Below are 14,253 nucleotides of genomic sequence, written 5' to 3' on the forward strand. Positions count from 1 at the left end.
CTACGTGTCGCTCATCGGCAAGCCGGAGAGATCAAACGAAGGGCTGCAAACATGTTGGAACAACAAAACCCCAGGTCGGCCAATCGCCGCGAGCGCCTGGCGCGGACGGTGTCCCTCTGCACTGATGGCGGAAAAATCTGTCCATCCGGCCGTGCGACCGAGCTGCTCGAAGCGCTCATCGAACCCGGCGACCGCGTTGCCATCGAAGGCGACAATCAGAAGCAAGCGGATTTCCTCGCCACGGCACTTGCCAATGTCGACCCGGCGCGCGTGCACGATCTGCACATGGTGCAGTCGGTCTTGGCACTGCCCGATCATCTGGCCGTGTTCGAGCGCGGCATCGCGAGCCGGCTCGATTTTGCCTTTGCTGGGCCGCAAAGCCGCAAGCTTGCCGAGCTGGTCGGCGCAGGCGCGCTGAAGATCGGCGCGATCCACACCTATCTCGAGCTCTACGCGCGCATGCTGGTCGACCTCACGCCGCGCGTCGCGCTGATTGTCGCCGACAAGGCCGACCGGCACGGTAATCTCTACACCGGCCCGAACACCGAAGACACGCCCACGATCGCGGAAGCGGCCGCTTTCCGCGGCGGTATCGTCGTGGCGCAGGCAATCAGATCGTCGACGTGCTGCCGCGGGTCGACATCCCCGGCGACTGGGTCGACGTTGTCGTGCCTTCTCCAAAACCCTACGCGATCGAACCCCTGTTCACCCGCGACCCCGCCAAGATCAGGGAGCAAAACATCCTGATTGCTATGATGGCCGTCGCCGCGGTCTACGAACCCTATCAGGTGCAGCGACTCAATCACGGGATCGGTTACGCCACCGCGGCGATCGAACTGATCCTGCCAACGTTCGCCGCCTCGCGCGGATTGAAGGGCACGGTCGCGAAGCAATTCGTCCTCAATCCGCACCCGACGCTGATCCCGGCGATCGAGGCCGGCTTTGTCGAGAGCGTGTACTGCTTCGGCTCCGAACTCGGTATGGAACGCTACATGTCGAGTCGGCCGGATGTTTTCCCTGTCGGCGCGGACGGCAATCTGCGCTCGAACCGTGCGCTGGCCCAGGTCGCCGGCCAATATGCCTGCGACCTCTTCATCGGCGGCACCTTGCAGATCGATTCCGAGGGCAACAGCTCGACGGCGACTAAGGGACGGATCACAGGGTTCGGCGGCGCGCAGAACATGGGCGCCGATGCGCGCGGACGCCGTCACGACAGCCCGGCATGGTTGCGCGCGGGAAGGCAGGCCGGCGATCTGATGCGCGGGCGAAAGCTTGTCGTGCAGATGGTCCAGACCCGCCAGCCGGATGGCACGCCGAGCTTCGTCGAGCGGCTCGACGCGTTTGACCTCGCCGCGAGCGCAGGCCTCGCGCTGCCGCCGGTGATGATCTACGGGGACGACGTCACCCACGTCATCACCGAGGAAGGCGTCGCAAATCTCTTGCTTTGCCGCTCAGTGGTGGAACGCGCGGCAGCGCTGCGCGCCGTTGCCGGTGACACCGAATTCGGGCGCGCGCGGTCGGCCGACGTGACCGAGGATTTGCGCAGGCGCGGCATCGTGCTGCGGCCCGCCGACCTCGGCATCGATGCGCGGTCCGCGACCCGTGACCTGCTCGCCGCGCAGACGATCGACGACCTCGTCACGTGGTCCGGCGGACTTTATGCGCCGCCGGTGAAATTCCTTCGATCGTCAGTCGCGAAGCTCGCAACGGCGGACGTCAAGGCGAAGCCGGCGATCCATTCCATAGAAGGATAGCGTCATGAAGAACGCCCGAACCAGCAGTTTTCGCGACGCGCAGCCGGGGTCGTCCTGGCTGGAGCGGCTTCGGATTTCGCTCGGCCTGCGCAGCAGCGCCGACCCCGGATCGGCGCACGATGCAATCGCGCCGCTCGATCAAGCGAAACGGCTCGCGGCGGCCTTGCTGTCCGAACGCGGCGAAGCCTCCGGCGCGGTGGTCGCGCGTGAGCTACACGACGTCCTGCGGGATCTCGACGCCGACGATCGCCGCCACTTCCACCGCCATCTCGCCACCAACTTCCTGCCCGACGCCGCCGCGTTGCGGTCGGCCGCGCAAACCTACCTTGCCGGCGCCACGGCCGAGAGCGCAGCGCGGCTGGCGCAAGCAGCCGATCCGCCGCGGCAGGAGCTGTTGCGGCGAATGAACATGGCAACCGGCGGTACCAGCGCACTCGTTGGTATGCGCAAGGAGCTGACGGCGCATCTTCGCGACGAGCCGGTGCTGAAGTCGCTGGATGGCGACCTCAAGCATCTGTTCGCATCCTGGTTCAACCGCGGCTTTCTCGAACTGCGGCGGATCGACTGGCAGTCGCCGGCAGCGCTGCTGGACAAGCTGATCGCCTATGAGGCGGTGCACGAGATTCAAGGCTGGGATGATCTGCGCCGCCGCCTGGCGCCCGATCGGCGCTGCTTTGCTTTCTTTCATCCGGCACTGCCGGGCGAGCCCCTGATCTTTGTCGAAGTCGCGCTGGTGCAAGGGCTCGCTGGAGCGGTGCAGCCGCTGCTGGTCCAGGACGGCGATGATGATGCCGCGCGGCAGCGGGCGCAGCGCGCGGACACCGCGATTTTTTATTCGATCTCGAATTGCCAGGACGGCCTGCGCGGCGTTTCTTTCGGCAATTTCCTGATCAAGCAGGTGGTGGAGGAATTGAAGGCCGAGCTGCCGCATTTGACCCGTTTCTCCACTCTGTCGCCGGTGCCGGGCTTTCGACGCTGGCTGGCGGGCACGCTGGCAGACGCGAGCGAGCCCGAGACGGCGGCATTGGCTGAACTCAAGACCGACGGGTGGTGGCGCGACGCGTCGCAGAGCGAGGCGCTGCGTCCCTGGCTGATGCACCGTTGCGCGACCTATCTGACGCGCCAGATATCCTCGAAGCCGCCGATCGATCCGGTCGCGCGCTTCCATCTCGGCAACGGCGCGCGGCTGGAGCGCATCAACTGGCTCGGCAACGCCGCGCCGCGCGGCATCGAGGAATCCTTCGGTATCATGGTCAATTACCTCTACGACCCCGGCACGATCGAGGCCAACCACGAGACCTTCGCCCATGACGGGACGGTGGTGCGGTCGTCTGACGTCGACGCGCTGCTAATATCCCGGCAACGCCGTGAGTCGTCCGCCATTATCTAGAGCATGATCCGGAAAAGTGGGTACCGGTTTTCCGAATAGATCATGCTCAAATCAAAGAGATAGAGCGGGCTGACGATTCGAAGAAAAGTCATCCCGCTCTAGCGGTCCGGTAGGCGCCGTGCGTTCGGGGCCGCTCAGGTCGTGCGGAACCGCAACACGCCGTCGCTGACCTCGCAGGTCAGGCGGCCCTCGACCAGCATGTAATTGACGTGGGCGACCAGTTCGCCGGCGGCAAAGCCCATCTGGTGCTCGTCCAGCACGTGCTTATGGAACACGACCGGCACCAACTCCTTCGAGGTCTGCGGCACTTCGCGGCAGGCTTCCGCGATCAGCCGGCAGCGATCCTCGTGGTGGTCGGCGAGCTGCTTGATGCGGGTCTTCAGCCCGTAAAACGGCACGCCGTGGCCGGGCAGCACCATCACGTCGTACGGCAGCGTGGTGGTGAGGCTCGCCAGGGACGCCAGATATTCCCCGAGCGAGTTCTGGTCGGGCTCGACGGCCCAGACACTGACATTTGGCGAAATCTTGCTCAGCACCTGGTCGGCGGATAGGAATAATTTGTCGGCGGCGCAGTACAGCATCACCTGGTCGAGCGCGTGTCCGCCGCCGGTGATCACCTTGAAGCGGCGGGTGCCGATCACGACCTCGTCGCCATGCGAGATGCGCCGATAGGACGGCGGCAGCACCGAAACCCGCTTCAAATAGTCCTGGCCGCGGCCGAGCAGTCTGTCGGTCAGGTCCTCGTCCATGCCATGACGGCGGAAGAACAGGCGCTGCGCATTGCGCCGTTCCTCGGTGCCACGGTTCTGATGATAGACCGACTGGAGGTATTCCACCTGCGACATATAGAGCGGGCAATTGAATCGCTCGGTGATCCAGCCCGCCAGACCGACATGGTCGGGGTGCGAATGGGTCACGATCAGGCGCTTGACCCTGACATGGGCGAGCGGCCCCTCGAACAGCATGGTCCAAGCCGCAATCGATTCCTCGTTGCCGAAACCGGAATCGACCATCGTCCAGCCGTCACCGTCGGCGAGCAAATAGATGTTCACGTGATTGAGGCGGAACGGCAGTTTGAGGCGTGCCCAGAGCACGCCGGGCATGACCTCCACGACCTGGTCATGGCCGGGGTGGCTCTCCCAGGGGTATCGCAGGGTCTCCGCGATGGACTGGATGCTGTCGGTCTTCGAATGCATGCTACCGGCTTAGCGGGACGCGCGGCGCTGCGCCAGCCGAAAAAAGCGCTGGCGGTGTCCGCGCGCCCGGGGATCGCAAGGCATCGGGCTTCAAATGCACGAGTTTACGGCGCAATCCCGTGCCGCCGCGCCTGGCCATGGTGGCGCACGCCCCGATGCTGCGCAGCGTACCCGGCTACTTTGCATGGGGTTGTTCTCGCATTTTTTGTCGGCCAGGCACGGCGCCCGCCCCGGCACACCTGGCTACGCCGCCCTAATATTCGACAGGAACGCGTCGATCTCCTCGCGTAGCACGTCGGCCTCGCGGCGCAGCGCGTCGGAGGCGGTCAGCACCTGGTTGGCGGCGGTTCCGGCTTGTGCCGAGGCGCTGGAGACGCCGACGATATTGCTGGAGACTTCGCTGGTGCCGCCCGCGGCATGCTGGATGTTGCGCGCGATCTCGCGCGTCGCCGCACCCTGCTCCTCGACCGCGGCCGCGATCGCGGTGGTCACCTCGTTGATCTCGCTGATCGTGGTGCTGATGTTGCGGATCGCGGAGACCGCGGTCTCCGTCACCGTCTGCATGCTGACGATCTGCTGGCGGATCTCGTCGGTGGCCTTCGCGGTCTGGTTGGCGAGGCTTTTTACCTCGGAGGCGACCACAGCAAAGCCGCGGCCGGCATCGCCGGCGCGTGCCGCTTCGATGGTGGCGTTCAGCGCCAAAAGGTTGGTCTGCGAGGCGATGGTCTGGATCAGGTCGACGACCACGCTGATCCGCGCCGCGTTGTCTGCGAGCCCCTGCATGGTGGCGTCGGTCGCACCGGCGTCGTCGACCGCCTTGCTGGCGATCTCTGCCGAGGTGATGACCTGACGGCCGATCTCCTCGATCGAGGAGGACAATTCCTCGGTGCCCGACGATACGGTCTGCACATTGGCCGAGGTCTGCTCGGCGGCGGTCGCAACCGCGGTCACCAGCGCGCTGGACTGATCGGCGGTCGCCGACATGCTTTGCGCGGTCGATTGCATCGAACCCGCCGCGGTCTGCAGGCTGTCGAGCGCGGTGCGAACGGTGCTTTCGAACTCGACGATGCGGGCTTCCATGCGGGAGGCGCGCTCTGACTTGGCGATGCGGTCCTTGTCCTGCTCGGCGGAGAGCGCGCGGCTCTGGATCATGCTCTCGCGGAACACCTGCAGCGAATCCGCCATGACGCCGATCTCGTCCTGGTGGTGGGTCTGATAGACCTCAGTTTCGAGGTCGCCGCTGGACAGCAATTGCATCGAGCGCTGCAGATTACTGATTCGCCGCAGGATGTTGCGGCCGACATAGAGCCAGACGAACAGGACCGAACCGACCAGCGTGCCGACGCCGAGCGCGAGCATGACCATGGTCCCGAACGAGATCTCCTGACGCGCCTGCCAGGCCGCAGCGTTGGTTTCCTTCTGCACGCCATCGACCAGTTGCTGCACGCTGATGCCGAGGCCGACATTGAGCTTGCGGGTTTCCTCCAGAATGGTCTGGCCGAAATCGTCTGCATCAAGCTCCTGCTGGCGGACCTTGAAGACGCCGGCCTTGCCGTCGGCAAGCGCCAGCAAGTCCAGGGTCGCGTTGCGGACAACATTCATCGCCGTGGTCGTGGGCAGCTTCTCGACATTCGACTTCACGCGCGCCTGCGCGGTGCGGAATTCCTTCCCGATGGCCTCCAATGTATCGCCACTGGTGGCCGACAACGCGGCGATCATGTCGAACGCCATCAGATTGCCGCTCGCGGCGATATCGGCGAGCTGGTCGGCCGTCCTGTGGGCCTTGATGGCGTCGGGCTGCGAGAAGTTAGGCGCGGCGTAGATGCTGTAGAGTTCGGTCTGGGCGTCGATCGCCGCTGGGCCGGCGGCGGCAATGAAGCGCCGTTGAGCCTTGCGCACCGCTTCGTACAGTCTTTCGTGCTGGGCGGCCAGTTCGAGCCGTTCATGTGCAGCCGAGCCGAGGCTCTTGATCACCTCATCGATATTCTTCATGTTCTCGGTGAGTGCGGCAACGACCGCCTTGTCGGCGCCGAGTTCGACGATCTCGCCGAGCTTCTGCAGCGCGACCGTCTGGGTTTCCTTCATTTTCCTGGTGCGATCGTTCAGCGCCTGCTCGCTGCGCGCGGCCAGCAGCGCCGGCCCCTGGCTGGCGAGGCTCGCGCTCTGCGCCGAGAGCTGAAGGCTGGCGGCGAGGCGGGGAATATCCCGTCCGCTTAAATCCACCATGGTCCCGCCAAGCCGCCCGAGCATCAGTCCGGCGCCGGCAGAGATGATGATCGCCATACCGGCGATGACGGCGAAGGCGGCAAACAGACTGCCTCTGACGCCGAAGCGAATACCCTTGAGCCCTGAATTGAATGACGCCATCTGCCCGCTGCCCCGTCCACGCTACCTTGGGATGTTTCGGGTGGCAGTATCGCGAAACCCGGTTAACAAGTTTGGAAATACGGAACTATTTTCGCCATGATTTTAGCGGCAGGCAGCTTGCTGTACTGGATTTTTCCGTGAATCGGAAAATGCGGGGCGCAGAACCAAAACAAAAAAGGCCGGCGTAAAAAGCCGGCCTTCTGTAATTCTCAGTTGAAAGCGCTCAGTAGCGCGCCACCACGGGGCTCGCGAAGTTGAAGCGATAATTGACGCCGAGCTTCAGCGTGTGGTCGTCATTGTGGAAGCTTCCGAACGGCACCAGCGCCGCGGGGGAAACAAAGCGGCTGCTGCCGAAGTCGTAGTACATGTACTCGCCTTTGACCGCCCAGTTCGGGGCGAACATGTACTCGACGCCGGCGCCGACGGTGTAGCCGTGGCTGTGGTTGCCATCGAGCAGGAAGGGGATCGGCGCGCCGGCGAGCGTCAGCCGCTCGCGGTTGTCGGAATAGGCGTAGCCGCCTTTGACGTAGAGCAGGCCCGCACCCCAGGTGTAGCCGATGCGGGCAGTGACCGAGCCGAGGCCGCGCTGATCATTGGTGTAGACGTAGGCGCCGGGGAAGGTGGCGGTGAGGTTATTCTTGCCGAGCCAGGAATACTGGCCCTCGGTGCCGAGGACCCAGTTCGGCGCGAACTGCCAATCGAGGCCGGCCTGAACGCCGCCGAGCAGCCGGGCGCTGGAGTCGCTCAGCACCGCGCCGTTGAAGTCGTGGCTGCCGCTGAAGGCGCCGCCGAGATGGCCGCCGATATAGAAGCCGGTCCAGTTGTAGATCGTCGGCGCAAAAGCGGGCGCCTTGTTATAGTAGCGGCCTGCGCCGAGGTCGGCGCCAGGCGCGGGCGCGGCGGCGGTGAGGGCTGCGAAGGCCACGAGGGCGGCGAGAATCTTCTTCATTTTTGCTGTCTCCGAAAACCGTTCGGCGACACCGCGTGCCGGCGTCATCCATGGCCACGCAGATAGACAGCTTTTATCTAAAATGCTGTCACTCCGAGGTGACAGCGCTCCATAAGCCAACTCATTGGCAGACAAACACTTTTTGTACTTAATGAAGGCCTAATCAAAGGTAAGGAAAGGCTTAATTTTCAGCGGCCGCGCAAGTCTCAGGCAAGCTTTGCTTAACCAATGCGGCGGCGCACGTCGCTGCGCATCTGTTCGCGGAAGGCTTGCCGCCGCGCCGGGCGATCTTTCACCGGCACGTCGTGGCGGTCGAACACGTTGAACATTTCGAGGATCGGGTAGTGGTCGCTAGCCATCGCCAGGATGCGCAACAGCTCCGCCACCGGCCCGGTCGGCCCGGTAACCTCCCATTTACGGATGGTGTCGGCGCCATCCGCGGCCGGCAACCCGCAGAGCTTGGCCATGTCGGCCACCGACAGCGGCTGGCCGATGGCCTCACCGAGATGCTCGCGAAGTTTCTTCAGTTCGGCTCCGGTCACGGGTTCTCCATTTACAAATCGACATCTGTGAAGTGCGTCACACACCGGGTCAGGCCCGGGGTCTATACGCAGCCTATTAGGTTTCCTGATGAGGAGGTAACCATGCGCCGATTACTTGAAAGCCTTACCCCCCAGGCCCGCCAGATTTATTGGAAATGGGTCGGCGGCATGTTCGCCCTTTATGTCGTGCTGATGTTTATGGCTGCAGGCGTCTTCGTCAGTCACGATTCGTCGCGCAAGCTGGCGCATGAACCCGCCACGACTGTGGCAACCGACAGCAAGCAGCGGCCCATCACCGAGGTCCCGGCGTCAATCCGGCAGGCCGCGAGGTATTGAAGCCGGCTACCGGCGTTCAGACGCCGATCGCGTTCCGCGCTACCACGTCGCGATAGAAGGCAACGCTCAATTTCGGCGTCCGGCGCTGCGTCTCGAAGTCGACGTGGTAGAGCCCGAAGCGCTTCTCGTAGCCATAGATCCATTCGAAATTATCCATCAGGCTCCAGAGGAAGTAGCCGCGGACCGGCACGCCTTCCGACGTCGCGCGCTGCAATTGCCGCAAGTAATTGCGCAGATACATGATGCGATCGAGGTCGTAGACCTGAGCGTCGGCGCGAAGCTTGTCTTCCGATGAGGTGCCGTTCTCGCTGATATAGATCGTCTCGATGTTCCAGATCTTTGCCGCCAGCCGCGGCGCCCAGTAGATCGTCTCCGGCCCCACGCGCAGCCATTCCGAATTCATGTGCGGGAACGAGGCGGGAAACGGCAGCACGCTCCAGCCCGGCGCTTTGTCGGAAGCGGCGATGTAGAACTGGGGCGCGTAGATGTTGAGGCCGACGAAATCGTTCGGTTGCGAAATGATCTTCAATTCTTCAGCGGTGAATTTCGGCGCGTTCTTGCCGGCGAACTGCAGAAAGCCGTCGGTATATTTGCCTTCCAGGATGACGCCGAGAAAGCCTGAGTTCAATTCGCGCGTCGCTATCTCGGCCGCGCGAACGTTTTCCGGCGTGTCGAACGCCGGCACGCAGGCCGCGATGTTTTCGGCCGGCCCCACCTTGGTGCCTTTGCGTCCATGCGCGCGGATCGCCTGCACGGCTAGGCCATGGGCCAGCGCCACATGGTGGCGGACCTGGTTAACCTCCGCGTCCGGCAGTTTGAGCCCGGGCGCATCGATGCCCCATCCATAGCCGAAATTCACGAACCTTCCGGCTTCGTTGATCGTGAAGATCGACCGGACGCGATCGGAGAGGCGCGCCGCCACATGGCCAGCGTAATCGCCGAACGCTTTTGACGTTTCGCTGGATCGCCAGCCGCCGACCTTGTCCTCGAGCGTCTGCGGCAGGTCCCAGTGATAAAGCGTCCCGTATGGTTCGATGCCGTTCTTGAGGAGTTCGTCGACGAGCCGGTCGTAGAAGTCGAGGCCCTTGGGGTTCGGCTTGCCCGTTCCTTCCGGAAATACCCGCGGCCAGGCGATCGAAAACCGGTAGGCCCTCGCGCCCAATTCCCTGATCAGGCCGATGTCCTCCTTGTAGCGGTGATAGTGTTCGTTGGCGCGGTCGCCGCTGGTGCCGTCCTCGATCTTGCCGGGCGTGTGCGAGAACGTATCCCAGATCGAGCGGCCGCGGCCGTCTTCGTTCACCGCGCCCTCGATCTGATAGGCCGACGTCGCGGTGCCCCAGACGAAGTCTTTCGGAAAGCTCGCCGGCGCGGGCCGATCGGATGCCGCTTGCGCGGCGGCATCGGCTGGCGCTGCGGCAGCGCCCAGCGCGGACAAGCCCGCAAGCTTTGCAAAATGCCGGCGCGAGAATTTTCCGAACATCATTGTCTCCGGTCAGCGTTCGTCGATTTGGTAGGCGGATATCCTGTCGATCTCGAATGCGACAATATTGGGAGATTCGCCATCGACGAATCCGACGCCCTCGAGAGTCTTCGAGCCCATCGCAAGATTCACGATCATGTACATGGGTTCGTGGAAGCCAACCGGGACCTTGATCTCCGAGACCGGCTGTCGGTCGATGAAATAGGTTATGCGATCCGGCTGCCACAGCACGCCGTAGTCGTGGAACGCGGTCGGAGCGTCCGGCACAATGAAGTCAAACCCGCAGCGTTCCACGCGCTGCGTCTCCGGTATCCGCCAATGCGTCGTCATTACGATGTCGCCCGGCCGTTGCCCGCGGCCCTCCATAATGTCGACTTCCGGCGGCCAGCCGCCGTCATCGGCAAGCATCCAGAATGCCGGCCACACGCCGGTGCCGACCGGTATCTTGGCGCGGATTTCGAAATATCCGTACTTCTGGGCAAACCGGCTCTGGGTCGTCAGGATGCCCGAGATATATTCATTGTTGAACAGCACGGTCTTCAGCGCTGGCGGGGTCCGGCTGGCGACGATCGAGAGAACGCCGTCCTTGACCTTGAACGGATCGAGGCCGAGCGGCGTTGTTTCGCGCCCGCCATAACGCGGATCGACATAGATCTGCTGTTCGCCATTGTAGCTGGTCTTGCGCCTGAAGTCGGAGCCCTCGCCACCCCAGTAGCGCGCTTCCGGCCAGGCAGCGCCGCCGGCGTAGTACGGCGCCCATCTTTCATCCAGCAGCGGATGGGTATCGAAATCGTCGTGGAAAGTCCGGTGCAGGGCTACCGATGCGAACGATGCGGGGTTCGGCGCGTCGACGCGGCGGCAGCGCTCGCCGAGCATGGCGGTCGCAACCTGCAGCGTGAGTTTGGCCGTTGCCCCGGCGACATCGGCCTGCGCGAACGCTGGCCCGGCGAACAGGCCTCCCATCGCGACCAAAGCGCACAGCATCAATCTCTCGGTCCGCCGTTCGCTTCGCGACGACAGGAGATCATTCACGGACGATGCCCTCGATCTGATGGTCTGCGGAGGGACGGCGTGCGTACCTCGTTTGAGGTAGGTAGTTATACGAGGTCGATACTTAACGGCAAGGTAGCCCTGATGTCCCAGAATGAGGTGCGTTAGAGCGCCTGATGCCGATGGCGCCGAGTGCGGGCTCGGCCTTTCGAACCATCAATCGTTCAATTTGTTTTCAGTCTCCAAGGTTGAGAGACGGTTTCTTCAATATTGGCGCGTACGGACTTTACTCGACATGCTCGTCTATTTTGTCACAGACGAACCGACGAAGTTGCCGGCGATTCGTGCGATGTTCGAGCCGCAGCACGCCGTGGTACCCTGGTTGCTGGGCGGCGACGGCACCCGGATCAGGTCGCATGGTGTGGTGATGGTCGACGTCGACCTGCGGCAGATGCCGCGCGTCGATCGGCTCAGGCTCATATTGCAGGACCTCGCCGGGATTCCCGAAAAACTGTTCGTCGTTCACAATCTGTCCCATTCGATGGTAGCGCAGGCCTATGCGCTCGGTGCGACCGCGGTCCTTTCACGCGCCAAGGAAGCAATTCCCAAGGTTGCGCAGATCGAAGCGGTGGAAGCAGCCGCGGAGGACAAAGCTGAAGTTCCGGCATCGGAGATGGACGAGGGTGTGGCCGCCTTCGCCTCGATGTTTTCGAATGTGCGCCTTGGCAGGCCGGTGAAAGTCGCCGATGCGAAGCGTGCGACGTCGAAGATCATCCAGCGCGTCGGGCAGGATGGCCTTTCGGCATGGCTCGATGAGGTGCGCCGCTACCACGAGGGCACATTTCAGCATTGTCTGCTCGTCACCGGCGTAGCGGTCGGCTTCGCGCTCGACATTGGGTTCTCCGGCACAGATGTATCGAGGCTCGGAATGGCGGCGACCCTTCACGACATCGGCAAGGCGCGCATCCCGCTGTCGATTTTGGACAAGCCGGGACGCCTCGACCCCGACGAGGAGGAGATCATCAAGCGCCACCCCGTGATCGGATATGAACTGCTGAAGGGCGTATCCGGCATCAGCCCGGAGATTCTGGACGGCGTGAGGCACCATCACGAATATCTCGATGGCTCGGGTTATCCGGATGGAGTGAAAGCCTCGCAGATTTCCGATCTGGTCCGGTTGCTGACGATCTCGGACATCTTCGCCGCACTCATCGAGTCGAGATCATACCGGCCGCCAATGCCGCGGCCTGCCGCTTACCAGGTCCTGTGCGGCATGGAGGGCAAGCTCGAAGGATCGCTGGTCAGGGCGTTCCGCAACGTCGCGCTTGGGCCGGGATGAGGCTGCGGGATGATCCCGCTCTGCCCCCGATTTCCCGATTGAGGCCGGTCATCTTATTGGGAGGGGATGCTGCTGCTAGACAGGAACTGTCGCGAGAAACACCCCGCCAACTGAATTTATTGAGCTTTTTCGCCTCGCCAGCGGTCCTGAGGCTCGTGTCGAAGCGGTTCCGCCCGATTACCCAACGGTTTGCCGTACCTTTACCGGCGCGGCGCCGTAGGGTACTCACCAAATATCGCATCCAAGAAGGTAGCTCAAAGCCGGAACGATGCACGATGAACGATGAAAGTGGAGTTAGTGTCGGCGCACCACAGAAGACATTCCTGCCAAAGACTTTCCAGGAGAGCTGCCTGTTCTTCTGAGGGAAGAAGTCTCTCGTGATGGGCCGTCCGGCGAGCGCCGGTAACCGTCTTCTCACCGCGTTGCCGCCAGCAGACCTCGCGTTACTCACACCACATCTCCAGAAGGTGTCGCTCGAACAGGACGCGGTGGTGATACGAGCGGGAGATCGACGCCACCACGTTTACTTTCCCCATAGCGGGGCCATCTCCTTCATGCTCGGCCTTCCGAACGGAGAAACGATCGCAACCGCGGTAATCGGGCGCGAGGGGGCGATCGGCGCATTATCGGTGCTGGGGCCCTCTTTCTTGTCGTCCGTGACCGCGGTCGTGCGGGTGGGCGGCACCGCATCGCAAATCTCCGTGTCGCGGTTTCATGCAGCCTACATGAAAAGCGGCGCCGTCAGACATGTGGTCGAGGCGCACACGAGGTCGATACTCATGCAGTTCCAGCACGTCTCAGCCTGCAACGGACTGCACTCGGTCGAAGCCCGCATGGCCCGGTGGCTGCTTCACCTGCACGATCGAACCGAGGGCAACAACATCCTATCATTAACGCAGGGGACACTTTCGCAGTTGCTCGGAGTGCGACGAACGACCGTGACGCAGGTGATTGCCAAACTCCGCGCCTTGGGTGCCATCAGATCCGCTCGGCGGGGCTTGGTCGAAATCGACAGGGCGCGGCTCGAGGAAGCAACGTGCGAATGCTACGACATCATACGTTGTGCAACCGATCGGATCGTCCCGGATGAAGCCGTGGGGTCGCACCCGCATTTTGCGTCGGCCGACAAACTCCACGGTGCATGATCGTTTTTCAAGCTTACATAAGCTCCCACAGACGGCCACGACGACGCTCAAGCAATCGCAACGTTTTCGAGGGAAGCGAATGACCGCCACAGCCCGACGCGCCGGGGCCTTGTGGCTGATGGTTCAGAGGAAAAGATGGTGCTGCCAGACAGGATTGAACTGTCGACCTCTCCATTACCAATGGAGTGCTCTACCACTGAGCTACGGCAGCATGCCCGGTATTCAGGGAATCGGCCCTAAAGGCCTCCTACAGGCGGCCGGTTCTTGCCACAAGGGCCCTTCTGGTGCAAGCGCGCGGGTAGGCTGGGAAAGCATCAAAATGGGGTAAAATCGTCCCGACGATCGGGACCAGGGGCGAATGGGCAACTTCGGGCCTTGCTCCGGTTCCCGACCTTGCCTTGAGCGGCTGAATCCCGGCTTCCGCTACTTGTCGCGGGGTTCGGGACCGTGGCAGGCCGGGCGCGATTGCGGCATGGACGATCGAAAGCGGCTATCTTCGAATGGCGGCGTCGCTGATGCCGTCTCGACCAAGACATATTCGGCGGACTGACGATGAAGGGTGATCACGGCAAGAGCGCAGGAAAGACCGGCGCGGATGTGAAGGATTCACGACGCGACCGGCTTAAGCTGGCGCTCCGCGAAAATCTCAAGCGGCGGAAGTCGCAGGCGCGCGGGCGCAGTGATGGCGCACCTTCCGAAAGCCCCAATGCGTCCCTAGATGACGCCAGCGGAGAAAAGCCGGGCCAGTAGCGTAGAGGGAATCCC

At 63.0% G+C, this 14,253-nt stretch carries 11 protein-coding genes, 1 tRNA gene and 1 pseudogene; 6 read left to right on the top strand and 7 right to left on the bottom strand.

Translation table 11 applies throughout. The features are described 5' to 3' along the window. Window positions 1-51: 51 nt before the first annotated feature. Window positions 52-1,679 (top strand): annotated as a pseudogene (gene mdcA / locus KJQ96_RS05055) (malonate decarboxylase subunit alpha); the annotation flags it as partial. Window positions 1,680-1,758: 79 nt separating this feature from the next. Then, window positions 1,759-3,144, top strand: a complete 1,386-nt coding sequence (locus tag KJQ96_RS05060; RefSeq protein ID WP_213285603.1) for a malonyl-CoA decarboxylase — start codon at window positions 1,759-1,761, stop codon at window positions 3,142-3,144. 134 nt (window positions 3,145-3,278) lie between these two features. Here KJQ96_RS05060 and KJQ96_RS05065 read toward each other — a convergent pair whose 3' ends face one another. The 4 genes from KJQ96_RS05065 to KJQ96_RS05080 all read right to left on the bottom strand — a co-directional run bounded on the left by KJQ96_RS05065 (window position 3,279) and on the right by KJQ96_RS05080 (window position 8,198). Further along, window positions 3,279-4,340 (bottom strand): MBL fold metallo-hydrolase, encoded by a 1,062-nt coding sequence (locus tag KJQ96_RS05065; RefSeq protein ID WP_213285604.1) that lies wholly within the window; start codon window positions 4,338-4,340, stop codon window positions 3,279-3,281. A gap of 243 nt (window positions 4,341-4,583) precedes the next feature. Next, window positions 4,584-6,707 (bottom strand): methyl-accepting chemotaxis protein, encoded by a 2,124-nt coding sequence (locus KJQ96_RS05070; RefSeq protein WP_213285605.1) that lies wholly within the window; start codon window positions 6,705-6,707, stop codon window positions 4,584-4,586. Window positions 6,708-6,930: 223 nt separating this feature from the next. Further along, window positions 6,931-7,656 (bottom strand): outer membrane protein, encoded by a 726-nt coding sequence (locus KJQ96_RS05075; protein ID WP_213285606.1) that lies wholly within the window; start codon window positions 7,654-7,656, stop codon window positions 6,931-6,933. Window positions 7,657-7,877: 221 nt separating this feature from the next. Continuing rightward, window positions 7,878-8,198: a DNA-binding transcriptional regulator gene (locus KJQ96_RS05080; RefSeq protein WP_028348061.1), complete on the bottom strand. Its 321-nt coding sequence runs from the start codon at window positions 8,196-8,198 to the stop codon at window positions 7,878-7,880. A 102-nt stretch (window positions 8,199-8,300) separates the two neighbouring features. On the opposite strand from KJQ96_RS05080, the gene KJQ96_RS05085 reads away from it, so the two are divergent. Then, window positions 8,301-8,534, top strand: a complete 234-nt coding sequence (locus tag KJQ96_RS05085) for a hypothetical protein (RefSeq protein ID WP_213285607.1) — start codon at window positions 8,301-8,303, stop codon at window positions 8,532-8,534. A 16-nt stretch (window positions 8,535-8,550) separates the two neighbouring features. Here the strand turns inward: KJQ96_RS05085 and KJQ96_RS05090 are convergent, their stop codons facing one another. Both KJQ96_RS05090 and KJQ96_RS05095 read right to left on the bottom strand, forming a co-directional pair. Beyond that, window positions 8,551-10,014: a GH1 family beta-glucosidase gene (locus KJQ96_RS05090; protein ID WP_213285608.1), complete on the bottom strand. Its 1,464-nt coding sequence runs from the start codon at window positions 10,012-10,014 to the stop codon at window positions 8,551-8,553. 12 nt (window positions 10,015-10,026) lie between these two features. After that, on the bottom strand, window positions 10,027-10,998 hold the full coding sequence (locus tag KJQ96_RS05095; RefSeq protein WP_213285609.1) for a family 16 glycosylhydrolase: 972 nt from the start codon (window positions 10,996-10,998) through the stop codon (window positions 10,027-10,029). Between the two features lie 301 nt (window positions 10,999-11,299). Here KJQ96_RS05095 and KJQ96_RS05100 point away from each other — a divergent pair, with 301 nt between their 5' ends. Together KJQ96_RS05100 and KJQ96_RS05105 are read left to right on the top strand one after the other, a co-directional pair. After that, window positions 11,300-12,343 (top strand): HD-GYP domain-containing protein, encoded by a 1,044-nt coding sequence (locus tag KJQ96_RS05100; RefSeq protein ID WP_213285610.1) that lies wholly within the window; start codon window positions 11,300-11,302, stop codon window positions 12,341-12,343. Window positions 12,344-12,723: 380 nt separating this feature from the next. Beyond that, window positions 12,724-13,488: a Crp/Fnr family transcriptional regulator gene (locus tag KJQ96_RS05105; protein ID WP_213285853.1), complete on the top strand. Its 765-nt coding sequence runs from the start codon at window positions 12,724-12,726 to the stop codon at window positions 13,486-13,488. A 136-nt stretch (window positions 13,489-13,624) separates the two neighbouring features. Here KJQ96_RS05105 and KJQ96_RS05110 read toward each other — a convergent pair. Beyond that, a tRNA-Thr gene (locus tag KJQ96_RS05110) sits at window positions 13,625-13,699 on the bottom strand. Window positions 13,700-14,040: 341 nt separating this feature from the next. Here KJQ96_RS05110 and KJQ96_RS05115 point away from each other — a divergent pair. Further along, a complete protein-coding gene (locus KJQ96_RS05115; RefSeq protein WP_213285611.1) occupies window positions 14,041-14,238 on the top strand; it encodes a hypothetical protein in 198 nt (65 codons plus the stop codon). The last annotated feature ends 15 nt before the right edge of the window (window positions 14,239-14,253 follow it).

It is taken from the genome of Bradyrhizobium sp. sGM-13, from assembly GCF_018398875.1.
GTDB lineage: Bacteria > Pseudomonadota > Alphaproteobacteria > Rhizobiales > Xanthobacteraceae > Bradyrhizobium.